This window comes from Saccharothrix sp. NBAS 001 (assembly GCF_056640475.1).
Window position 1 is genome coordinate 2,788,440 of sequence record NZ_CM153251.1, and the last position, 22,351, is coordinate 2,810,790.

Below are 22,351 nucleotides of genomic sequence, written 5' to 3' on the forward strand. Positions count from 1 at the left end.
CGACTCATGCTAGGTGCCGTACAGCGACCCGCATCGGCCAGCTTCTGCGGCTGGTCCACTGTAGATCGCGGCCGACCGAATCCGCCACTCTCGTCACCGAGAGCGAGCGAGTTGCAGCGTACGGCCACCCCGGGGTGAGCCGACTCTGTCGTGAGTGACGACCCAATCCAGGCTCCCGCATCCGAGAATGCAGAAGTATCAACCCAGTGACATCACTTTGGAAGACTGCCTTCGTAGTAGACGTAGCGCGCGCGTCCTACAGGCGTCCTTCGGTAAGCGGGAACCGAGCCCTTCAACAGTTCAGGTTCGGTCCACCAGTCCGGCCTCAGCGGATTGTAGTACCAGTCGAGTTCGGCGATCGCCTCGTGGTCGTCGAGCAGCAGTGGCCGCGCCCGTGTGTACCGACGATACTCTTGACGACGGTCGTCGATCCAGTTGAGCAGGTGATCTCGGCTGCCGCCGGGAGTGAATTGGGGGATGGCGAGCCGGTGTCCGGCCTCGGTGACGAAGGCGTTGTCCGCCCATGCGTAGCGGTCGCTCAGCGCCGCGACGCCACGCCACACTGACGAGAGGAACATTCCCGTCAACGTCACGATCTCGGGAAAGTTGGCGATGTCCATGCCGACGTTGGCTCGCCCGACGGACCAGCGCCATTCCGCAGGTCCCCAAAGGTTGTTGTAGCGATCCTGTCGTAGCTCTTCGCCCCAGGACTCGCGTTCGGACCAGTACCGCACGACGTCCTCGGCGTCGTCGAACGCCTTATTGATAGCGGTCGGCGGATACCGACGGATAAGCCGGTCGAGACGTCGTTGGGCGTGCACCACGTCGGGTAGCGCGGAGATGTCGACGTTCGGGGTACGGCTCCACGTGATCCAGTCGATCCAGATCCGGTGTCGGATGCACACGCGACGGGCCACGGGGAGCCACGATGCGACCTGGCCGCTGGCGTGCTTGGCGGCGGCGCATCGCTGGCAACAGGGACGAGCGCGACGGGGACGTTCCAGATGATTGTTCAGCGCCGAGGAGTTGAGGTGGTGTGGCGCGTGCGCGACCTCCGGCAACGCGTGCGCCAGGCGGTCGCGAGTCCGGCCGGTGAGCTTGGCGAGCCGGTCGATCCAGTTCTGATCACGTTGGAAGCGCTTGGCCAGGATGTCGCGGCGCAAGTGGTTCGCCAGTTCGAGTCGGTGGAGGTAGCTCTCGACCGTTTCGTCAGGAACAGGGGATACAACAATGGGGAGCTTCCTAGCCGTGACAAGTGTGGTCGTCGAGTCGTCGAGTCGAACCCCGGAGGTGAAGCCAGGTTCGGTCATGTGGCTGGTGTCCCCTGCTCGGCGACCGGCTGTAGGTCGGTCATCGCGGTCTTGTCCCGGGTGCGTTCGGGTGATGATTTGTTTCTGATCTTTATGGCCCGTGCGGCGGCGACAGCACGCTGTCGTGCTTGTGCGGCGTACGCCTCGGCCGCATGGTCGAGCAGGACGTCGTCGAGGTGGTCGCGTGTGATGGCTTCCGTGCCGTCGTCGATCGCGTCGACGGCCGCCTCGCGGATGAGGGAGGACAGCGAGGTCATGACGCCCTCGGTCCGGTCGAAGAGGTACTTGGCGTGTGTGACCAGTGTCCCGGGTCGGTGACGGTGCAGCATCAGCGAGTGCTCGAACTGTTCGATCACCCGATGCCATTCACGCTGTTCGTCCGCGCTGCCGTAGTTGAACGGCTCCACTTTGAGCATCCGGAACCGCCGGGCGAGCTGCTGACCGCGGCGACCGCGGAACAGCCCGTTGCCCACGACGTCGATCCCGGCCAGGACGAAGGTGGCGGGCACGTGTTCGGTGAAGTACTTGAGGTGGTCGGAGACCTCGGCCCCGGCCCTGCTGGTGTGGTTGAGGTTGTGGATCTCGTCGATGAGCACGAGGCTGGTGCGCAGGGCGCGCATCAGCTTGCATGCCTGGATGCTCAGGTCGAGTTCGGTGTCGCGCTTGCGGAACGGGACACCGAAGAACTCCAGGAACGCGGTGGGCAGCCCCTTGGGACGAGTTCCGCCGGGGAGGCTGATGTTAACGACCGGGACGGCGTCCTCGCTGCGGGGGTGCAGTTCCCGCCAGCGGACCTCGATGGCCACTCCGAGACCGCGCAGGGCGGTGCTGCCGACACCGCCCTCGCCGCTGATCACCAGGCCGGGTCGGGCGCCTTCGTGGGTGACGTTGTTGAGGTACTGTTTGCGCCCCTGGTGCAGCACCTTGCGGAAGGTGGGGATGCCAAGGGGTCGGGGTGTGCGGTGATAGTCCCGTCGCATCGCGTCGTGGTCGCGCCTGGCGTCGTCGGGCAGCCGCACATATTGGTCCCGGCCCAGCAGGGCCGGGGCCTTGTAGTCCTTGTTGACTAGGGCGCGCCACCCGTCCAGGGTGATCGGGGGTTCGACTTCGTCGTGCCGGTCGGGGTTCGGCATGGTCATGGACTCACCTCCACTCGTCGGCGCGAGGGTCGAAGGGCGTCATGGGGGTGTCGAGGTCCCACCGGGTCCGTTGTGGGTGTGGTGTCGCGTCGCGACGATCGAGTTCATCGAGGTCGATCGCCGGGTCGGGGGTGGGCGGGATGGGTATGACGGGTCGCTCCGGCCGGGTGGCGTCGCGGGCGACCAGCCGTTGTTCGGTGGAGGTTGCTTCGCCCGCGCGGGCTCGCCTGCGGAGCTTGCGCACCTCGCGGGCCACCTCTGATTCGTGGGGTTTGCGGCCGTCGGTCGCGTTCTCGGCCGCGATCTTCGCGGCGTGCGCGTAGATGGCTTCGGACATGGGTTCGTCGAGCATTCCGACTCGAGTCCACGGCACGCTGATCCAGGTGCCGGTGTGGTGGTTGCGGACGTGGACGTGGGAGATGTCGTACGGGTCGTAGCGCACCTCCCATGCGTTGCCCTTGCCCGGCACCCCGGAGGGTTTCCTCCGGTGGCCGTTGAGGTCCGCGCTGTCGTAGACGCGCCGTTGGTGGTTGATGCCGTATTCGTTGATCACGCACCATTTGCGGGGGAGCAGTTCGCAATAGTCCTGGCCTGACAGGGCGAGCGGGACGTACCCGGCGCGGGCGACCATCGCGGCGTACATGTCGTTGGGTGTAAGCGGTTTGCCGTCAACCCAGGTGGAGCCCAGGCCGTCGTGCGGGCGGTTCTGCCAGTGCGTTACGGCCCATTCATCGAACAGGGCCTGGAGTTGGCGCACCGCGAACAGCGGCTCCCGGTCCAGGTCGCTGCCCCGCTCGGTGACGTTGGAGCCGACGTAGCCGACGACGTGTTGGCTGAACAGGGTGCGGATGGAGTCGAAGGTCCGTTCGACCACGGCCTTGTCCGTCGGCGTATAGGGTCGAGCGGGTTGCAGCGAGACACCCAGGCTGGCGCAGGCGGACTCGAACGCCGTCGACAGGTAGATCCGACCGCGGTCGCAGACGATCGACTCGGGCACGATGGGTGGTCTCGCGGCCGACGCCGCGAAGCGTTCGTCGATGGCGACGAGTCGCTCATAGGGAAGTCGGCTGCGAGAGGCGTGCACCAGGTGCGGCCATGTGGGGCGCATCGGCTCGGGTACGGCCATGCGCGCAAGCAGTGCCGAGGCGTCCACGGCCTTGGCGCTAGGGCTAAACACCCCGGCTAGCAGGGTGCGGGTCGCGATGTCGACAGCCAGCGTGAGTTCGGGGCGTCGAGCCCTGCCGTCGGGGAACCGCGCGAGTACGTCGAAAGTGTTGGTGTCGATCTCGACCAGTTCGCCGGGGCGGGTCGCCAGCCCGCTCACGAACGGCCGGGCAGGTCGGTTGGCGTGCCGTCGTCGCATGGTCGCCGGTTTGACCGCCATGCCGTTCGAGTCAAGTGCGCCGAACAGCCGGTACAGAGTGGCGCGGGAGGGGAGTGGGGGAGCATCGTCGCCGTACCGGTCATCGAGCCGGTCGGCCAGGGTGTCGATGAAGCCCGAGCGTGTGCCGGTGGTCGTCGAGCCGTCCTGGTGCTCGGCGATGATCTCCAGCGCCACGTCCGTGATCATAGGATCGACGGTGGGCGCGCTCTTGACGGGTTTGAGGCCGCGTTTGTCGACCAAGCCCCACAGTCCGGCCTCGCGGTAGCGGGTGCGCAGTCGCCGGAGGCTGCGTTCGGATGTGGGGTGTCCGGCTGCGGCCAACTCCCGGACCTTCGCCTGTTGCCGTTCGGCTAGGGACAGATCGGGGTCGTACTCGGGCCGCGGTGGTCGGTCGCCGTCGGGGTGTCGACCGGTTTCGACCTCCAGCAGATGACCTTCCCACCACTCGGCTTTTCTGCGTTCCTCGGGTGACAGCGCGTCGATCAGACCGGTGGCGGGCAGGGATGTGCGGGCGGGACCGTCCACGATCTCGAATCCGTCAGCCATCATTAGGTAGGACAGCAGCACGGCCAGCGGGCGACCCTCGGGGTCCTGAAGAGTGACCGTCGTGCCGTCCATCGCCACGACCCGGTGCTCGGCGTCGTCGAACCGGACTCGTGCCCCCAGGCGCAGGACCGGCCGGCGGACGCCGGTCACGTCAGGACCCCGTCACCCCGTGTGATCCCGGTGACCTCGCCGGGCGCCGCGCTGTGGATCAGTGTGCGGTCGCTCAAGGGGGCGGTGTGCGAGCAGGCCAGTTCGCCCCGCCACAGCAAGTGGTAGAGCACCGGCAACGTCCGGATCGGGTCACCGACCGCCTCTGCGGTGGCGTACAACCTGCGGGGCCGGTCCAGGTCGAGGTGAACGGCGCGCTCAACATCGGGTTCGGCGAACCTGGGGTGGCGGTAGCCAGCCAACCAGCGCAGGTTGGAGTACCGGCCGATGTCGTGCGGCTCGACCAGCAGCAGGTAGGACCACTCCCGCATCCGGCAGGCGGTCAGGGTGGCGGCGAACTTCCTGGCGACGTCCCCGGTGACCCGTTCGGCGCGGTGGCAGTCCACGACCACGGTGCCCCCTCCGACCGTGCGTGCGAGATAGTCGGGGGTGTGCTCGGTGAAGCCCCGCCGGTTCGGGCTCGGCCACGTCAGGACGAACGGCTGCGACACCATGTGCACGACCTCGGGATCGTGGTCAAGTTCGACGAGCCAGTACCGCTCCAACCACGACTCGTAGCCGACGTGGGAGCGGGTCGTCGCGGCCCACCACAGGCCGGGGAAGTGCTTTTGCCCTCGATAGGCGTGGAACCGGCGGTGTGGTGCCGCAACGCCGAGTTCGGCGGTGTCGGCGTCGAGCAGTGGGTGGGTGAACCGCGTCCCGGCTTGGTCGACGTAAGACACAGTCGCGTCGCAAAGGGCAGCAGACTCAGGGCCAGGAGGGAGGGTGGGGCGGCCTGAGGAGGGTCGAGTCGACCGTGAGCCCATTAATCTGAGCTGAGCCAGCACGATCAATCCTTCTGCGTTCGGGTTTGCGTGGGTCTTGGCCTCTTCGAGTTCGTTCTACACGTCGCCTCCTGCGAGAACTGGCACTGGCCGGGCAGAGCCCAGGTCTGCCTGCTAGTCGCTCCGGCAACTTATCCGTACGTCTGGCTGTCTGTCGGACTGACAGGGACTAGCGCAGGTGATTCACCCGAAAGAGCACCACCTACGGCGCGGTGATCAACAGTCTCAGGCCAGTTGGCCACCGGCCGGGCTTCTGGCCAACTTTGTTGAGAGTGGCCAGGTTGCCTGAGACAGGACAGCCGGCGAACCGCTCTCGGCACCCCGCGAACGGCTTACTTAACATAATGTCGATTATCGGCGTTACGGCAGGACCTGGTGACCCGGCCGAAGAAACGTCACGTGACGTTTCCACAGTGGTGTGGCGGGATGGCCCGTCGACGCCGTCCTGACGCCCGTTGATCACGCCCTGCGGCCCGCCGGGTTCGACCCGGCGCGATTCGCGGCCCGGCCGGGACGCCCGGCGAGCCGGTCGGCGGCGGAGCACGTGACGACACTGCGGAGAACGACCCTGGAGGCGTCGACGGGCGTCCCGCGAGAGGTCGCATCCCCCGGTGGGCCGACCGCCGCCTCAGGCCGCTCCCGGACACCCGTCCGGACGGGTGCGTGATGGATAATCGCCATTATCCATCAGTTGTTGAATATCGGGTGACATGATCAACACGGGGGATTGGCGCGGGATCGGCGCTGCTCCGGATTGTCGGTGCCGTGCGGTATGAAGATCCAATGCGAGTTCTCGACGCCCAGGAGTCGTTCTTCCTCGCCCGCCGACCCCGGAAGGACTCCCCCCACACCACAGCCGCCTACCGGCGCGACCTGGCTGGGATCACGGCCCTGCTCGCCGACGTGTGCGCCACTCCCCCCGCCGGGCTGGAGATCGCCCACCTCACCTCCGGGAACCTGCGCGCGGCGTTCGGGGTGTTCGCCGACTCGCACGCGAAGAGTTCGGTGTTGCGGGCGTGGTCGACCTGGAACCAGTTCATGACCTTCTGCGTGGCGGACGACCTGGTGCCGGGCAACCCGATGGGCGCGGTGGCGCGGCCGAAGACCCCTCCCCTGGTCCCGAAGCCGTTGCGCGGCGAGGACACCCCGGAGCGGTTGTTGACGGCGGCGGCGGAGGGTGCGCGGCAGGGGCGTGACCCGTGGCCGGAGCGGGACGTGCTGGTGTTGGCGTTGGGCCTGGTGGCGGGGCTGCGGTCGGCGGAGATGCGGACGTTGACGCTGGCGTCGGTGGTGGGTCGGGCGGGTGAGCGGCGGGTGCACGTGGCGGGCAAGGGGAACCGGGACCGGTCGGTGCCGATCGAGCCGGCGATGGACCGGATCATCGAGCAGTACCTGGGTTCGTGCCGGTCGCGGTTCCCGCAGGGGCGGTTCGACCGGGGTTCGGCGTTGTTGCGGGACCGGCACGGTGAGCCGATCGGGCGTGGTGGGTTGGAGTACCTGGTGCGGTCGTGCTTCCGGTGGGCGGGGCTGCACGACCGGGTGCCGTCGGGGGCGAACCTGCACGCGTTGCGGCACACGTTCGCGACGCGGTTGGCGGAGGACGGGGCGTCGGCGTCGGAGATCATGGCGTTGTTGGGTCATGCGTCGTTGGCGACGTCGCAGAACTACATCGAGGCGACGGCGCGGGAGCGTCGGGCGGCGGTGGCGGGGAATCGGACGTACGTGTCGTTGTCGCGGTTGCCGGGTCAGGCCGAGGGGACCGCCGGGTCGGAGTAGTTCCGGGGTCGCCGCTCCCCCGGTGTGGTTGTCCTGCATGGTGGGGCGGGTGTGGCGGGGTGTGCTGGGCTGTCCGGGTGACTTGGGTGTGTCCGTGTTCGCACGGGTGTACGCAGGTCGTATGAGGGCGGTGTGGCGTGGGGCGGTGTCGTTCGGGTTGGTGACGTTCCCGGTGCGGTTGTTCTCGGCCACCGGGTCGCACGGGTTCCGGTTCCACCAGGTGCACCGGGCCGATGGTGGGCGGGTTCGGCATCGGCGGGTGTGTTCGGTGTGCGCCGAGGAGGTGCCGCTGGTCGAGGTGGTGAAGGGGTTCGAGCTGCCGGACGGGAGGTTGGCGTTGTTCGAGGCGGCGGATTTCGAGGGGTTGCCGGTGGCCTCGGGGCGCACGATCGAGGTGGTGCAGTTCGCGCGGGCGGACGAGGTCGATCCGGTTTTCCTGCACCGGTCGTTCTTCGTGGAGCCGGAGCGGTCGGCGGTGGCTTCGTACTGCCTGTTGCGGGATGCGTTGGAGCGGGCTTTCCGGGTGGCGGTGGTGCGGGTGGCCATTCGGCGGCGGGAGGTGGTGGCGGTGGTGCGGCCGCGGGGTCGGGTGTTGGTGTTGCAGACGTTGTTGTGGCCGGACGAGGTGCGGGAGCCGGAGTTCGGGTTTTTGGACGTGGCGGTGGAGTCGCGGTTGCCGGAGGTCCGGGTGGCGGCGTCGTTGGTGGATTCGATGACGGCGGAGTTGGATTTGACGGTGTTCGCGGACGGTTATCGGGATGCGGTGGCGGGGTTGATCGAGCAGAAGGCGGCGGGTGCGGTGATCCCGGTGTCGCGGGCTCCGGAGGAGACCGGTGGTGGGGAGCCGGGTGGGGTGGATCTGATGGGTGCGTTGCGGCGGAGTCTGGATCGGGTGCGGTCGGGGCGTGCGGGGCGGGATCGGGAGGAGTAGCGGTTGGGCCGTCCTGGGGTGCGTGGTGGGGTTCGGGTGGTGGCGCGCCGTGCCTGGCGGTAGTCCGTTCGGGTGACGTGCTGGTGCGGTTTTCCTCGGGTGCGGGTACGCACGTGGAATGAGGTCCGTGTGGCGCGGGGCGATCTCCTTCGGGCTGGTCACGATCGGTGTCCGGTTGTACACGGCGACGGAGGAGCACGACTTCCGGTTTCACCAGGTGCACCGGGAGGACGGTGGGCGGATCCGCTACAAGCGGGTGTGCCAGGTGTGTGGCGAGGAGGTGGCGTTCGCCGACATCGCCAAGGGCTACGAGTTGGACGACGGCCGGTTGGTCGTGATGGAGAACGAGGATTTCGACAAGCTGCCGATCAGCACCGATCACGCGATCGACGTGTTGGAGTTCGTGCCGGCGGAGGAGATAGATCCGATCTATTTCCAGAAGTGCTATTACCTGGAGCCGGACAAGGCGGCGACGCGGCCGTACGTCCTGTTGCGGACGGCGTTGGAGCAGTCGGGTCAGTTGGCGGTGGTGAAGATCACGATTCGGCAGCGGGAGACGTTGGCGATGTTGCGGGCCCGTGAGGATCTGCTGGTGATGCACACGATGTTGTGGCCGGATGAGGTGCGGAAGCCGGAGTTCGATTTTCTGGACGGCGATGTGGAGGTGCGTCCGCAGGAGTTGCGGATGGCGTCGTCGTTGGTGGAGAGCATGGCGGGGTCGTTCGACCCGGGTGATTTCTCGGACGATTACACGGTGGCGTTGCAGAAGTTGATCGAGGCGAAGGCGGAGGGTGCGGAGCTGCCGGAGCAGCCGGAGTCGGAGGACTCGGGTGAGGTGATCGATCTGATGACGGCGTTGGAGCGCAGCGTGGAGCAGGCGCGGTCGGCGCGGGGTGAGTCCGGGCGCAAGTCGGGGAGGTCGTCGGGTCGGTCGGCGAAGGCGTCGGGTGGGGCGAAGTCGGGTGGCAAGGCGGAGAAGGCTCCGCCGAAGAAGAAGGCGAAGCCCGCGTAGGGGGTGCGGGATGTCCGGGGACTTGTCGGAGTACCGGGGCAAGCGGGCGGTCGGGAGGACGCCGGAGCCGGTGCCCGCGGAGGGTGTGCCGCTCCCCCTCGGTGCCGATGACACGTTCGTGATCCAGGAGCACCACGCGTCGAGCCTGCACTGGGACGTGCGGTTGGAGCGGGGTGGGGTGCTGGTGTCGTGGGCGGTGCCGAAGGGGTTGCCGGCGGAGCCGGGGACGATCCGGTTGGCGGTGCGCACGGAGGACCACCCGTTGGAGTACGCGTCGTTCGAGGGGGTGATCCCCAGGGGCGAGTACGGGGCGGGGCGGATGTTCGTGTGGGACCGGGGCCGGTACGAGACGGTGAAGTGGAGCGACCGCGAGGTGGACGTGGTGCTGCACGGGTCGCGGATCGAGGGTGAGTTCGTGTTCTTCCGGCGGGATTCGCCGGGTCGTGGCGGGGCCGGTCGGGGTGGGTCGGGCAAGGACTGGATGGTGCGTCGGCGGCACGAGGCGGTGCGGCCGGACTGGGTGGCGTTGCCGGAGTCGGTGGAGCCGATGTTGGCGACGGCGGCGGCGGGGTTGCCGGCGCGTCCGGAGGAGTTCGCGTTCGAGTTCAAGTGGGACGGGGTGCGGGCGGTCGCGCGGGTGGAGGGTGGCCGGGTGCGGTTGGTGTCGCGGGCGGGTGACGACATCACGGCGGTGTACCCGGAGTTGCAGGGGTTGGGTGGGGCGTTGGGGTCGACGCAGGTGTTGTTGGACGGCGAGGTGGTGGCGTTCGCGGGTGGGCGGCCGAGTGCCGGGGCGTTGCAGCGGCGGTCGCGGGCGAGCGGGGCGCAGGCGCGGCGGTTGGCGGGGCGGGTGCCGGTGACGTTCCTGGTGTTCGACGTGCTGCACCTGGACGGGGTGCCGACGGTGGGGTTGCCGTACGTGCGGCGGCGGGAGTTGTTGGAGGGGTTGGGGTTGGTGGGGCCGCACTGGTTGGTGCCGAGGTCGTTCCCGGGTGCGGGTGCGGAGGTGTTGGCGGCGAGCCGGGAGCAGGGTTTGGCGGGGGTGGTGGCCAAGCGGCTGGATTCGCGGTACGTGCCGGGGGTGCGGTCTCCGTGGTGGTTGAAGATCACGGGGGTGGTGGCGCAGGAGGTGGTGATCGGCGGGTGGCGGTCGGGTGAGGGGAAGCGGTCGGGGTTGGTGGGGTCGTTGTTGTTGGGGGTGCCGGACGGGGCGGGTCTGGTGTTCGTGGGGTCGGTGGGGACGGGTTTCGCGGAGTCGGAGTTGCCGGGGTTGACCGAGCGGTTGCGGGGGTTGGAGGTGCCGGGGTCGCCGTTCTCGTCGGAGGTGCCCCGGGAGCGGGCGCGGGGTGCGCGGTGGGTGCGGCCGGTGTTGGTGGGTGAGGTGGTGCACCGGCGGTGGACGGCGGAGGGGCGGATGCGGTTTCCGACGTGGCGGGGGTTGCGGCCGGATCGGGTGCCGGAGGAGGTGCGGCGGGTTGGCGTCGGGGACGGTGGTGCGGGTCGGTGAGCGGCGGGTGCGGCTGACGAACCTGGAGAAGGTGTTGTACCCGGAGGTGGGGTTCACCAAGGCGGAGGTGATCGACTACTACACGCGGGTCGCGCCGGTGCTGCTCCCCCACCTGGCGGGTCGGCCGTTGACGGTGCGGCGGTTCCCGGACGGGGTGGGTGGCGGGTCGTTCTTCGAGAAGAACGCGCCGTCGCACGTGCCGGAGTGGGTGCGGACGGTGCGGGTGGACACGCCGGGGTCGTCGCGTGGTGCGGAGTTCGCGGATTTCGTGGTGGTGGAGGAGTTGGCGACGCTGGTGTGGTTGGCGAACCTGGCGGCGTTGGAGTTGCACGTGCCGCAGTGGGTGGTGGGTGCGCGTGGGGCGCGGCGCTCCCCCGATCTGCTGGTGTTCGACTTGGATCCGGGTGCGCCGGCGACGGTGGTGGAGTGCTGTCGGGTGGCGGAGCGGTTGCGGGCGGTGTTGGCGGGTGACGGGTTGTCGCCGGTGGTGAAGACGTCGGGGTCGAAGGGGTTGCAGGTGTACGCGCCGGTGCGGGTGTCGTCGCCGGGGCGGACGTCGGAGTACGCGAAGGCGGTGGCGCGGCGGTTGTCGGCGGAGTCGCCGGGGGCGGTGGTGTGGTCGATGGTGCGGGCGCGGCGCGCGGGGAAGGTGTTGATCGACTGGTCGCAGAACAACCCCGGCGAAGACGACGGTGGCGCCGTATTCGTTGCGGGCGCGGCCGGTGCCGTCGGTGTCGGCTCCGGTGTCGTGGGACGAGGTGGTGGGGTGCCGGTCGCCGGAGGAGTTGGTGTTCGTGGCGGACGAGGTGCGGGCGCGGGTGGGGCGGGTCGGGGATTTGTTCGCGGTCGATAATCCGTCGCGGTTGCCGGCGTGAGTGGCTTATCCTGGCGGACTGCCTATTTTCGGAGGGGTGGTCATGGCTGGGGACCGTTTCGTGTCCACTGAGGAGGACCTCGTGGCGACGCACGTGGTGCCGCCGGTGCGGTTGGGCGGTCGGGTGGTGCTCGCGGAGTACGACCCGGGGTGGCCGGGGTTGTTCGAGCGCGAGGCGGCGCGGGTGCGGGCGGTGCTGGGCGGTGTGGCGCTGGCGGTGGAGCACGTGGGGTCGACGTCGGTGCCGGGGTTGGCGGCGAAGCCGATCGTGGACGTGCTGCTGGTGGTCGGGGATTCGGCGGACGAGTCGCGGTACGTGCCGGCGTTGGAGGCGGCGGGGTACGTGTTGCGGGTGCGGGAGCCGGATTGGCACGAGCACCGGTTGTTCAAGGGGCCGGACACGGACATCAACCTGCACGTGTTCTCGGAAGGGGATTCGCAGGTGGTGTGGATGCGGACGTTCCGGGACCGGTTGCGGTCGCACGACGGGGACCGGGTGCGGTACGAGTCGGTGAAGCGGGAGTTGGCGGGGCGGGACTGGGATTTCGTGCAGAACTACGCGGACGCGAAGAACGCGGTGGTGGACGAGATCATGGCGCGGGCGGTGCCTGACGGGTCGTTGAGGCGGGATTGAGCGTCGGGGGGCGCGGCTGTCCCGGGGGCCGCGCCCCCGTTGCGGCGCGGGGATCCGCTGCGGCGTCGGCTAACCGGGTCCCGGGCGGCGGGTGTTCCGCTACCGTCGGTGGATGGCCCGCCGTCGCCGTCGCAGTCGTCGCCGCGATCGCCATGCCGTCGCTCTGACGACGCCGTCGGTTGCGCCGCGTCCGGAGCACCGCAGGGTGTGGGCGTGGGTGAGCGTCGCGGTGGTGCCGCTGGTGGTCGGCGCGGCGATCGCGGTGTACTCGGCCGGGTTGGCGCTGGACCAGGCGGGCGAGCAGGAGGCGCGTGCCCAGTCCGGGGCGAATCGCGCGCAGGACGCGGATCTGGGTCGTTTTCCCGCTGTCGTGGCGCGGGTGCGGTCGGCTTTTCCGGGGCCGAACTGGGTGTGGGTGTTCCCTCGGGCGTTGGACGAGGCGACGGTGGCGGAGTTGGCCGGGCCGTCGCGCCGGTGGACCGAGACGGAGGGTGCCGGGTTGCCGCCGGACCAGGTGGACGCGTTGGGCAAGCGGCTGGAGGCCCGCAAGCGCGAACTCGGCGGTGTGCTCGGCTCGTGGGGGTACGCGGGGCGGGTGCGCAAGTCGAGCACGACGCACCTGGTGTCGCTGGTCGGGAACCGGCGGGAGCGGGTGCGGGTGGTCGACATCCGGGCGCGGGTGCTGGAGAAGTCGCCGCGTCTGGACGGGACGCTGCTGCTCTACCTGGGCGAGGGTGCCGATGACGTGGAGCAGGTGGGTGTGGATTTGGACGACCCGTCCGGGCGGTTGACCGCCACGACGGAGGACGGTGTCACGAGGCCGTTGCTGGACGTGAAGGACGTGACGTTCGACCTGGGCGAGGAGGTGGGGTTGGAGATCACCGCGCTGTCGGCGGCCCACTCCTACCGGTGGGAGTTGGAGTTGACCGTGGAGCACGGCACGGCGTCTCGGGAGACCGTGCGGGTGCGGGCGGACGGCACCTCCGACGGCCCGGCGTTCCACACCACCGCGTGGGACCTCGGCGGCCCTTATGCGGGCGGCGTCTACCAGCGGGACAACGCGACGTACGCCTTGGTCAGGCGGAACTGACGGGTCCGGGGTGGGTCGGGTTTCGGCCGTTCGGGGTGTGGGTCGGCCGGAGTGACGCCGGTGGTGTCGTGCGGGTGGGCGTGCGTTCTGCCGGGGCGCGGGCGTGCGCGGGGTGTCGGGCTCGTTGCTGTTGATCGGCGCTCGTCGGTGGCCGTGGGGTGGAATCGGCGATGTCGTGCGGGGTGGGTGGGGAACAATCCTGCCGCGTGAGGTTCGGTGTGCTCGGTCCGATGGTGGTGCGGCGCGTGGACGGGACCGAGGTCCCGGTCGGTGGGCCGCGGTTGCGGGCGTTGTTGGCGGTGTTGGTGCTCGACGCCGGGCGGGTCGTGGGGGTGGATCGGCTGGTCGACGCCCTGTACGGGCAGGCGCCGCCGGCGGGGGTGGGCAACGCGGTGCAGTCGCAGGTGTCGCGGTTGCGGTCGCTGCTCGACGTCGAGGTGGAGCGCTCCCCCGCCGGGTACCGGCTGGTGGTGGATCCGGCCGAGGTGGACGCGTTGCGGTTCGAGGAGCTGGTGGCCCGGGGGTTGCCGGGTGAGGCGTTGGCGTTGTGGCGTGGTCCGGCGTTGCGCGATGTCGGGGACGCGCCGTTCGCGCCGGTGGCGGCGGCTCGGTGGGAGGAGTTGCGGCTGCGGGCGGTGGAGGAGCACGACGGCGCGTCGGTGGCGTTGTTGCGGGAGTTGGTGGAGGGCAACCCGCTGCGGGAGCGGCTGGTGGCGCGGTTGGTGCGGGGGCTGCACCGGGAGGGGCGTCAGGCGGAGGCGCTGGCGTTGTTCGAGCGGACCCGGCGGGCGTTGGCCGAGGAGTTGGGGGCCGACCCCTCCCCCGGGTTGGCTGCCGCGCACCTGGAGGTGGTGCGGGGTGAGCGGGCTCCGGCGCGGCACGTGCTGCCCGCGCAGCTGACGAGTTTCGTGGGTCGGGCCGAGGAGGTGCGGCTGGTCGGGGCGGCGTTGGCGGCGGGCCGGCTGGTGACGTTGTCGGGGCCCGGTGGGGCGGGCAAGACGCGGTTGGCGGTGGAGGTGGCGTCGGCGGATCCGGGGGACGTGTTCTTCGTGGACCTGGCGCCGCTGGGGGTGGGCGGGGACGTGCCGCAGGCGGTGGTGGCGGCGTTGGAGTTGCGCGAGGACGGGGTGCGGGCGGTGGCCTCGCCGGTGGACCGGTTGGTGGCGGCGTTGGCCGAGCGGTCGGTGCTGGTGGTGTTGGACAACTGCGAGCACGTCGTGGCGGACGCGGCGGCGTTGGTGGGGCGGTTGTTGGCGGCGTGCCCGGGGTTGCGGGTGTTGGCGACGAGCCGGGAGGCGTTGGGGATCACCGGCGAGTCGGTGCGGCCGGTGCCGCCGCTGCCGGTGGACGACCTGGACTCCCCCGGTGTGCGGTTGTTCGCCGACCGGGCGGTGGCGGTGAACCCGGCGTTCGTGCTGGACCCGGTGACGGGGCCGCTGGTGGTGGCGATCTGCCGGGCGTTGGACGGGATGCCGCTGGCGATCGAGTTGGCGGCGGCGCGGGTGCGGTCGCTGCCGGTGGCGGAGGTGGCCGACCGGTTGGGCGACCGGTTCCGGCTGCTGTCGCGGGGGTCGCGGGCGGCGGCGCCTCGGCACCGGACGCTGCACGCGGTGGTGGAGTGGAGCTGGGAGCTGCTCGACGCGGACGAGCAGGCGGTGGCGCGCCGGTTGACGGTGTTCTCCGGCGGGGTGACGGTCGAGGCGGCGGCCGCGGTGTGCGGGGTGCCGGGCACCGACGAGGTGCTGCCGTCGCTGGTGGACAAGTCGCTGCTGGAGGTGTCGGGGCGGCGGTTCCGGATGTTGGACACGATCCGGGAGTTCTGCGCGCGGCGGCTGGTCGAGGCGGGTGAGCGGGACGGGGTGCGGCGGGCGCACGCGCGGTGGCTGCTGGGGTTGGCGGTGGAGGCGTCGCCGCACCTGTTGCGGGCCGAGCAGCTCGACTGGTTGGAGCGGTTGGCCGGGGAGCACGAGAACTTCAAGGCGGCGGTGCGGTGGGCGGCGGTGGCCGACCACGGGCTGGCGTTGCGGTTGATGGCGGAGTTGGGCTGGTACTTCTGGGTGTTGGGGTTGCGCACGGAGGGTGCGGCGCTGGCGGGCGAGGTGGTGGCGGCGGTGGGCGCGTCGGCTCCCCCGGGTTTGGCCGAGGAGTACCTGCTGTGCGCGTTGAACGCTTCGTCGACCGGTACCCGGGAGGAGGCGTTGCCGGGGGCGCCGTCGCCGAAGCAGGAGTTGCCGGAGGGGTTCGTGGGGCCGCCGACGCGGCCGTACCTGACGATGCTGTGGGGCATGGCCTACGGGGTGCCGGACGTGGAGTCGCCGTCGTTGGCCGCGCGCGGGAACCTGGTCGGCCCGGATCCGTGGTCGGCGGCGTTGGCGTTGCTGGGCCTGGGGATGCAGTACCAGTACGCGGGCCAGGTGGAGCGGGCGTGGGAGGCGCACCTGGAGTCGTTGGCGGGGTTCCGGGCGTTGGGCGAGCGGTGGGGCATGTCGGTGGTGCTGGGGCAGCTCGCGGAGCTGGCCCGGATCGGCGGGGACGTGGTGGGCGCGGTCGGGTTCCTGGACGAGGCGTTGGAGCTGTCGGGCGCGTTCGGGTCTACCGAGCACACCGCGTCGATGTTGGGCCGGCGGGCGGAGTGGGCGTGTCACCGGGGCGAGTTCGACGCGGCGTGGGCGGATCTGGAGCGGGCGGGCGGGTTGGCCCGGTCGCAGGGCGCGGTGGAGACGTTGGCGCAGGTGCGGTTGGGGATGGCGGAGGTGTGCCGGTACCGGGGTGACGTGGCGGGGGCGCGCCGGTGGTGCGCGGAGGCGCTGCGGGTGTGCCCGTCGGGGTGGTTCGGGCCCGAGGAGGTGCGGGCGACGATCCACGTGGCGCGGGGCCGGATCGCGTTGGCCGAGGGTGACCGGGCCGGGGCGCGGGCGGCGATGGACCTCGCGGTGGAGTCCGGGGCGGAGTGGGGCAACGCGATGATCGTGGCGCGGGCGGCGGACGCGCGGGCGGCGTTGGCGTTGGCGTGCGGGGACGCGCGCGGGGCGGCGTTGCTGATGGGTGCGGCGCGCGGGTTGCGGGGCACGGTGGCGGTGCCGGATCCGGACGTGTCGGGCGCGGAGCGGGCGGCTCGTGCGGTCTTGGGCGACGTGGTGTTCGACGCGGTGTCGGCGCGTGGGGCGGGGTTGGGGCGCGAGGGGGTGTTGTCAGCGCTTCGTGCGTGAGCGGTGCGGGGTGCTGGGCAGGCTGCGGCGCATGGACAGCGAGACCCGCAAGTGGGGCACCGTGGTGTTGGGGTGCCTGGCGATGTTGTTGTTGGCGGTGGACCTGACCGTGCTGCACCTGGCGGTGCCGGCGCTGGTGGCCGATCTGGGGCCTTCTGCCACGCAGGTGCTGTGGATCGCCGACGTCTACGGGTTCGCGCTGGCGGGGCTGTTGGTGACGATGGGCAACCTGGGCGACCGGTGGGGGCGCAAGCGGCTGCTGCTGGTGGGCGCGGCCGGGTTCGGGGTGGCGTCGGTGTGCACGGCCTACGCGCCGACCCCGGAGTCGCTGATCGCCGCGCGGGCGCTGCTGGGGGTGGCCGGGGCGACGATCATGCCCTCGACGCTGTCGTTGATCCGCAACGTGTTCACCGATCCCCGGGAGCGGTCGACGGCGGTCGGCATCTGGAGCGGGGTGGGCGCGGCGGGGTTCGCGGTCGGGCCGATCGTGGGCGGGCTGCTGCTGGACCGGTTCTGGTGGGGGTCGGTGTTCCTGGTGAACGTGCCGGTGGTGGCGGTGATCGTCGGGTTGGGCGTGGTGGTGCTGCCCGAGTCGCGCAACCCGTCCCCCGGCCGGTTGGACCCGTTGTCGGTGGTGTTGTCGGTGGTGGGCGTGGTCGCGGTGGTGTACGCGGTGAAGGAGGCCGCGCACGGCGGGGTCGGTGTGGGGGTGGTGGCGGCGGCCGTGGTGGGTCTGGTGGCGCTGGGGGTGTTCGGGCGGCGGCAGACCCGGCTGGAGGAGCCGTTGATCGAGGTGCGGCTGTTCCGGGTGCGGGCGTTCTCGGCGTCGGTCGGGGCGACGCTGGTGGCGATGTTCGCGAGCCTGTCGTTGTCGCTGGTGCTGGCCCAGTACCTGCAGCTGGTGCTGGGGTGGACGCCGTTGCAGGCCGGGTTGGGCGGGTTGCCGGGCGGGCTGTGCGGGGCGGTCGGGGGCGGGGTCGCGGGTGTGCTGGTGGGCCGTTGGGGGCGGGCCGCGGTGGTGGCGTGCGGGCTGGGGTTGACCGCGGTGGGGTTCGCGTTGTTCGCCGCGGTGCTCGCGGTCGACGCGACGTTCTGGTCGGTCCTGCCCGCGATGGTCGTCTACGGGACCGGGGTGGGGTTCGCGTTCGCGGTCACCAACGACACGGTGCTGGCGTCGGTGCCGCGCGACCGGGCGGGTGCGGCGGCGTCGATCTCGGAGACCGCGACCGAGGTGGGCGGGGCGTTGGGGATCGCGGTGCTGGGCAGCGTGCTGGGCGCGGTGTACCGGGGTGATCTGGTGCTGCCGGCCGGGGTGCCGGCGGCGGCGGGCGATTCGCCGGCGGCGACGCTGCACGTGGCGGCCGGTCTGCCGGGCGAGGTGGCCGGGCCGCTGGTGGTGGCGGCGCGCCAGGCGTTCGTGGACGGGGCGGCGGCGGGCATGTGGGTGTGCGCTGGGTTGCTGGTCGTGCTGGCGCTGGTCGCGGGCCGGGTGCTGCGTCCGGTGCCGAAGGTGATCGAGGAGCCGAGCCGGGCCCTGTCGTGACCGGGCCGTTCGGGGTCCGGGTGGCGGGGGCGTTCGAGGGGCGCGCCCCCGCCACCGTGGGGTGCCGATGGGCTTCGGGACCCCGCCCCGCGCGGTCGGTTCACGGTGATCCGGTGGGGCTGTTCAGCGGAAAACTGCAGGGTCGAGCCGCAGGCGGCAGATCGACTACGTCCGCGACGCGTTCGCCGGGCGCGCGGATCGTGGCCTGCGTCCCCCGCACTGCCGGTTCGCCGAGGGCGACATCGTCGGGCGTGAGCCCTTGGTGCCCTCCTGATCACCGCGCCGGGCCTGGTCGTCGCCCACCCCGTCCCGGAACGCCCGGCAACCCGAATGCCGTCGAACGCCCTGGAACGGCCCCGGCTGTCACGGTGGGCCCGGTGGGCCTCCTAGGCTGGGCCGATGCCGAGGATCGCCACCGCGCACACGCCGGACCGGGCCGGGCTGCTGGAGTTCCTGCGCCCCCGACACCGCGCCCTGCTGGTCACCGCCCGCCGCGACGGCCGCCCCCAGGTCTCGCCGGTCACCTGCGGGGTCGACGGGCGCGGCCGGGTCGTGGTGTCGAGCTATCCGGGGCGGGCGAAGGCCCGCAACGCGCGCCGGGACGGGCGGGTCTCGCTGTGCGTGCTCTCCGACGACTGGGACGGCCCCTACGTGCAGGTCGACGGCAGCGCCGAGGTGCTCGGCCTGCCCGAGGCGGTCGAGCCGCTGGTGGACTACTACCGCGCCGTCGCGGGCGAGCACCCCGACTGGGACGAGTACCGGGCGGCGATGCTGCGCCAGGGCAAGGTGCTGATCCGGGTCGAGATCGACCGGTGGGGGCCGATCGCGACCGGTGGCTTCCCGCCCCCCGGTCCCGCCTAGGCCCCCGGTCCCGCCTGGCTAGCCCGCCGTCCCGGCGGGGTTCGGCGGGGTGTGCCAGGTGCCGCCCCAGCCCGGCGGGTCCTGGAGCACGGCGAACACCGCGCCCGCCGGGTCCTCGATCGAGGCGACCAGCCCGGTGGCCACCTCGGTCGGCGGCACGACCACCCGGCCGCCCGCCTCCTCGGCCAGCGCACACGTCTTCGCCACGTCCGGCACCGCGAAGTAGCACACCCAGCGCTGCGCGTCGGCCACCTGCCGGCCCGCGACCGCCCGCTGCTCGACCGGGGTGTCGTAGACGGTGAACGGCTCGTCCGGGGTGCGTCCGCGCCACCCCAGCTCGCCGGTCCAGTACTCGTCGTCCGCGACGCCGGCGAACTCCACCCAGCACGGCTCGCCGGCGCGCGGCGGCGGTGCCCACGGCCCGTGCAGCACCCGTCCCTGGTCGACCGACGCGCCCTCGCGCAGCCCGCGCGGCGCGGGTCCGGCGAACACGACCCGGAAGCCGTCGTCGCCGGGCAGCACCCGGGCGGCCAGCCGGTCGCCGACCCAGCCGGAGAACACCCCGTCCGGTTCGGCGATGACGACCCAGCCGAGCAGGTGGGCGTAGAAGTCGGCGACCGGCTCGGGGTCGGCGGTGGTCAGCTCGACGCGGCGGACACCGCGCGCGGGGCTGCTGGAAGGACCGGTCACGGGATTCCCATCGGCGGCGGCGGGGAGATCAGGAACGCGCCCTATCCTCCGCACCCGCCGACCGTGGCGACAATGCTCCGTTCGGACCCACCGGGTCGACCGAAAGGAGCCCCGGGGGCGGCACCGGCCGGCCCAGGCACGACCCCGGCCCAGCCGGGCCGCGGGTGCGTGGCGGTCAGCGCAGGCGTTCCAGACCGCGCGCGTTCTCCACCAGCTCCTCCGCCAGCCGGCGCAGCTCCGCCGCGTCCGCCCCGTCCGAGGCCGCCGTGGCCACGTCCTCCGCCGCGCAGCGCAGCTGGAACAGCCGGTCCTGCAGGTCCGCCAGCTCCGCCGCCGACAACACCACCGCGTCCTCCGGCAGCCCGCCCCGCTGCACCGCCGCGCGCCGCTCGTAGGCCCGCTGCCGGCACGGCTGCGCGCAGTACCGGCGGGGCCGCCCGATCCGCCCGCTGTCGGGCAGCCGACGGCCACACCAGGCACAATGCCTGGCCTCCTCCCGTCGCGCCGCGACGATCTCGGTCACCAGCTCCATGGCGCGCGACGGTATCCCGCTACCCACCGGTCACCCCAACGCCACGCCGCCAAGGCAGACTCCACCCGTGACCGCGAACCACCCGTACCTGTCCGGACCGCACCCGAGGGCCTACGCCCACCGAGGCTGGCACCTCGACGAGCTGGAAGGCATGGAGAACTCGCTGTCGGCATTCCGGCGCGCCGCCGCGGAGGGCTTCCGCTACCTGGAGACCGACGTGCACGCCACCGCCGACGGCGTGGTCGTGGTCCACCACGACGACACGCTGGACCGGACCACCGACGGCGTCGGCCCGGTCTCCGCCCAGCCGTGGTCCGCGGTCGCCCGGGCCAAGGTCGGCGGCCGCGAACCGGTCACCCGGCTGGCCGACCTGCTCGAAGAGCTGCCCGACGCGCTGCTCAACGTCGACGTCAAGGCCGAGCACGCCGTGGAGCCCGTCGTGGACCTGCTGCGCGCCACCGACAGCCTGCACCGGGTGTGCCTGGCGTCGTTCTCCGACGCCCGCCTGGCCCGCCTGCGCCGGCTCGCCGGCCCCGACCTGATGACCTCCATGGGCCCCCGCTCGGCGGGCGCGCTGTGGGCCGGGGGCCGGGTGCCCGCGCTGCGCCTGCCGGTCGCCGGGCGCATCGCCCAGGTGCCCGCGACCCAGGGCCGGCTCACGGTCGTGGACGGGCGGTTCGTCCGCGCCGCCCACCGCCGGGGCCTGGAGGTGCACGTGTGGACGATCGACACCGCCGCCCAGATGACCTCGCTGCTCGACACCGGCGTCGACGGGCTGGTGACCGACCGGCCCGACGTGCTGCGTGACGTGCTCAAGGCGCGCGGGCAGTGGGCGGGCGGCTGATTGGCAACAGCTTGGCGGTGATCACCACGGCGGTGCGGGCGGGGAAGTACAGTCCCCGCCCATGAGCGTGGCCGACACCCCTGCACCCGCGATCGACCGCAAGCGGGAACAACGCGGATGGATCTGGTACGACTGGGCCAACCAGGTCTTCCCCACATCCGTGATCACCGTCTTCCTCTCCGGCTACCTCACCGCCGTGGCCAAGGAAGCCGCCCGTGAGGACGTCGCCCGCAACGGGCCCGACGCGTGCGCCGCCGGCTCGCTCCAGCAGTGCGACATCTCCGTGTTCGGCGGGTACGTGCCCGCCGGGTCGCTGTGGGGCTACCTGCTGTCCGTCGCCACCGTCGTCCAGGTCCTCGTGCTGCCCATCATGGGCGCGATCGCCGACCGCACCCAGAACAAGCGGCGCATGCTCGCCTGGACCGCGTTCATCGGCGCGGGCGCCACCGCCGCGCTCGCCTTCGTCGGCGGCACGAACTGGCAGCTGGGCATCGCCCTGTTCATCCTGGCCAACATGAGCTACGGCTCGTCGGTCGTCGTCTACTACGCGTTCCTGCCCGAGATCGCCACCCCCGACGAGCGCGACGCCGTCTCCTCGCGCGGCTGGGCCTTCGGCTACCTCGGCGGCGGGCTCGCGCTGGCCGTCCAGCTCGGGCTGTTCATCGGCCACGACGCGATCGGCATCGGCGAGGGCGTCGCCGTGCGGATCGGGTTCGTCATGTCCGGCCTGTGGTGGGCCGCGTTCACCCTCATCCCGCTGGCCCGGCTCAAGCGCCACCAGGAGCCGCACGGCGGCGAGTCCGGCGCGTCGGTGATCACCGCCGGGTTCAAGGAACTGCGCCAGACCCTGCGGCAGGCCAAGACCTTCCCGCTCACCCTCGCCTTCCTGGGCACCTACCTGATCTACACCGACGGCATCGCCACCGTCGCCAACGTCTCCGCCCAGTACGGCCGCGACGAGCTCAAGCTCGACGAGACCGTCCTGATCGCCACCATCCTGATCGTCCAGTTCGTCGCCTTCGGCGGCGCGGTCATCCACGGGAAGATGGCCAAGCTGTGGGGCGCCAAGCGCACCATCATGATCAGCCTGGTGGTGTGGATCGTGGTCATCGGCGCGGCCTACTTCGTGCAGGCGGGCCAGCAGGTCCAGTTCTACCTGCTCGCCGTCGGCATCGGCATCGTCCTGGGCGGCACCAACGCGCTGTCCCGGTCGCTGTTCTCCCAGATGATCCCGCCCGGCCGGGAGGCCCAGTACTTCTCCCTCTACGAGGTCGGCGAGCGCTCCACCTCGTGGCTGGGCCCGCTGGTGTTCGCGGGCGTCGGCCAGGCCACCGGCTCCTTCCGGCTGGCGATCATCTCGCTGGTCGTGTTCTTCGTGGTCGGGTTCGTGCTGATGATCTTCGTGCCGGTGCGCAAGGCGATCGTCGCCTCCGGAAACCCGGTACCGGCCAAGGTCTGATCCGGGCAGGCTGCTGCG

17 protein-coding genes and 1 pseudogene are annotated in these 22,351 nt (G+C 71.3%); 12 read left to right on the forward strand and 6 right to left on the reverse strand.

The genetic code is table 11. The features are described from left to right. Positions 1–212: 212 nt before the first annotated feature. Genes AC0HI0_RS11755 through AC0HI0_RS11770 form a run of 4 tightly spaced genes read right to left on the reverse strand, consistent with a single transcriptional unit; the run spans position 213 to position 5,269 of the window. Positions 213–1,310, reverse strand: a complete 1,098-nt coding sequence (locus AC0HI0_RS11755) for a TniQ family protein (RefSeq protein WP_480932344.1) — start codon at positions 1,308–1,310, stop codon at positions 213–215. Continuing rightward, entirely contained in the window at positions 1,307–2,443 is a 1,137-nt protein-coding gene (locus AC0HI0_RS11760) for a TniB family NTP-binding protein (RefSeq protein ID WP_480932345.1), read from the reverse strand. The genes AC0HI0_RS11755 and AC0HI0_RS11760 overlap by 4 nt, the downstream gene beginning before the upstream one ends. Before the next feature lie 10 nt (positions 2,444–2,453). Then, positions 2,454–4,529, reverse strand: a complete 2,076-nt coding sequence (locus tag AC0HI0_RS11765) for a Mu transposase C-terminal domain-containing protein (protein ID WP_480932346.1) — start codon at positions 4,527–4,529, stop codon at positions 2,454–2,456. After that, positions 4,526–5,269, reverse strand: a complete 744-nt coding sequence (locus AC0HI0_RS11770) for a TnsA-like heteromeric transposase endonuclease subunit (RefSeq protein WP_480932347.1) — start codon at positions 5,267–5,269, stop codon at positions 4,526–4,528. The genes AC0HI0_RS11765 and AC0HI0_RS11770 overlap by 4 nt, the downstream gene beginning before the upstream one ends. Positions 5,270–6,136: 867 nt before the next feature. Here AC0HI0_RS11770 and AC0HI0_RS11775 point away from each other — a divergent pair. From AC0HI0_RS11775 to AC0HI0_RS11820, 10 genes and pseudogenes are all read left to right on the forward strand, one after another. Then, positions 6,137–7,147: a tyrosine-type recombinase/integrase gene (locus AC0HI0_RS11775; RefSeq protein WP_480932348.1), complete on the forward strand. Its 1,011-nt coding sequence runs from the start codon at positions 6,137–6,139 to the stop codon at positions 7,145–7,147. A gap of 121 nt (positions 7,148–7,268) precedes the next feature. Next, positions 7,269–8,078, forward strand: a complete 810-nt coding sequence (gene ku, locus AC0HI0_RS11780; protein ID WP_480932349.1) for a non-homologous end joining protein Ku — start codon at positions 7,269–7,271, stop codon at positions 8,076–8,078. A gap of 118 nt (positions 8,079–8,196) precedes the next feature. Continuing rightward, on the forward strand, positions 8,197–9,090 hold the full coding sequence (gene ku / locus AC0HI0_RS11785; RefSeq protein WP_480932350.1) for a non-homologous end joining protein Ku: 894 nt from the start codon (positions 8,197–8,199) through the stop codon (positions 9,088–9,090). A gap of 10 nt (positions 9,091–9,100) precedes the next feature. Beyond that, a complete protein-coding gene (gene ligD, locus AC0HI0_RS11790; RefSeq protein ID WP_480932351.1) occupies positions 9,101–10,597 on the forward strand; it encodes a non-homologous end-joining DNA ligase in 1,497 nt (498 codons plus the stop codon). Further along, positions 10,566–11,472 (forward strand): annotated as a pseudogene (ligD, locus tag AC0HI0_RS11795) (non-homologous end-joining DNA ligase). Before ligD (AC0HI0_RS11790) ends, ligD (AC0HI0_RS11795) begins: the two are co-directional and overlap by 32 nt. Before the next feature lie 60 nt (positions 11,473–11,532). Continuing rightward, positions 11,533–12,105 (forward strand): GrpB family protein, encoded by a 573-nt coding sequence (locus AC0HI0_RS11800; RefSeq protein ID WP_480932352.1) that lies wholly within the window; start codon positions 11,533–11,535, stop codon positions 12,103–12,105. A 217-nt stretch (positions 12,106–12,322) separates the two neighbouring features. Then, positions 12,323–13,195, forward strand: a complete 873-nt coding sequence (locus AC0HI0_RS11805) for a hypothetical protein (RefSeq protein WP_480932353.1) — start codon at positions 12,323–12,325, stop codon at positions 13,193–13,195. A gap of 206 nt (positions 13,196–13,401) precedes the next feature. Then, positions 13,402–16,404, forward strand: a complete 3,003-nt coding sequence (locus tag AC0HI0_RS11810; protein WP_480932354.1) for an ATP-binding protein — start codon at positions 13,402–13,404, stop codon at positions 16,402–16,404. Positions 16,405–16,435: 31 nt separating this feature from the next. Then, positions 16,436–17,947, forward strand: a complete 1,512-nt coding sequence (locus AC0HI0_RS11815) for an MFS transporter (RefSeq protein WP_480932355.1) — start codon at positions 16,436–16,438, stop codon at positions 17,945–17,947. A 399-nt stretch (positions 17,948–18,346) separates the two neighbouring features. After that, the gene (locus AC0HI0_RS11820; protein WP_480932356.1) at positions 18,347–18,808 is read left to right on the forward strand and encodes a PPOX class F420-dependent oxidoreductase; all 462 of its coding nucleotides are present in this window, start codon (positions 18,347–18,349) and stop codon (positions 18,806–18,808) included. 18 nt (positions 18,809–18,826) lie between these two features. Here AC0HI0_RS11820 and AC0HI0_RS11825 read toward each other — a convergent pair whose 3' ends face one another. Both AC0HI0_RS11825 and AC0HI0_RS11830 read right to left on the reverse strand, forming a co-directional pair. Continuing rightward, a complete protein-coding gene (locus AC0HI0_RS11825; protein WP_480932357.1) occupies positions 18,827–19,498 on the reverse strand; it encodes a VOC family protein in 672 nt (223 codons plus the stop codon). Positions 19,499–19,673: 175 nt separating this feature from the next. Continuing rightward, positions 19,674–20,030 carry a hypothetical protein gene (locus AC0HI0_RS11830; protein ID WP_480932358.1) on the reverse strand — a complete coding sequence of 119 codons (357 nt, stop codon included), beginning with the start codon at positions 20,028–20,030 and terminating at the stop codon, positions 19,674–19,676. A gap of 67 nt (positions 20,031–20,097) precedes the next feature. Here AC0HI0_RS11830 and AC0HI0_RS11835 point away from each other — a divergent pair, with 67 nt between their 5' ends. Both AC0HI0_RS11835 and AC0HI0_RS11840 read left to right on the forward strand, forming a co-directional pair. Continuing rightward, on the forward strand, positions 20,098–20,874 hold the full coding sequence (locus AC0HI0_RS11835) for a glycerophosphodiester phosphodiesterase family protein (RefSeq protein WP_480932359.1): 777 nt from the start codon (positions 20,098–20,100) through the stop codon (positions 20,872–20,874). Positions 20,875–20,935: 61 nt separating this feature from the next. Next, positions 20,936–22,333 (forward strand): MFS transporter, encoded by a 1,398-nt coding sequence (locus AC0HI0_RS11840; RefSeq protein ID WP_480932360.1) that lies wholly within the window; start codon positions 20,936–20,938, stop codon positions 22,331–22,333. Positions 22,334–22,351: the final 18 nt, after the last annotated feature.

Bases quoted from the DNA above. Each gene is read 5' to 3' on its own strand.
- AC0HI0_RS11755 (WP_480932344.1), bottom strand. From the start codon at position 1,310: ATGACCGAACCTGGCTTCACCTCCGGGGTTCGACTCGACGACTCGACG.
- AC0HI0_RS11760 (WP_480932345.1), bottom strand. From the start codon at position 2,443: ATGCCGAACCCCGACCGGCACGACGAAGTCGAACCCCCGATCACCCTG.
- ku (WP_480932349.1), top strand. From the start codon at position 7,269: ATGAGGGCGGTGTGGCGTGGGGCGGTGTCGTTCGGGTTGGTGACGTTC.
- ku (WP_480932350.1), top strand. From the start codon at position 8,197: ATGAGGTCCGTGTGGCGCGGGGCGATCTCCTTCGGGCTGGTCACGATC.
- ligD (WP_480932351.1), top strand. From the start codon at position 9,101: ATGTCCGGGGACTTGTCGGAGTACCGGGGCAAGCGGGCGGTCGGGAGG.
- AC0HI0_RS11815 (WP_480932355.1), top strand. From the start codon at position 16,436: ATGGACAGCGAGACCCGCAAGTGGGGCACCGTGGTGTTGGGGTGCCTG.
- AC0HI0_RS11820 (WP_480932356.1), top strand. From the start codon at position 18,347: ATGCCGAGGATCGCCACCGCGCACACGCCGGACCGGGCCGGGCTGCTG.
- AC0HI0_RS11830 (WP_480932358.1), bottom strand. From the start codon at position 20,030: ATGGAGCTGGTGACCGAGATCGTCGCGGCGCGACGGGAGGAGGCCAGG.
- AC0HI0_RS11840 (WP_480932360.1), top strand. From the start codon at position 20,936: ATGAGCGTGGCCGACACCCCTGCACCCGCGATCGACCGCAAGCGGGAA.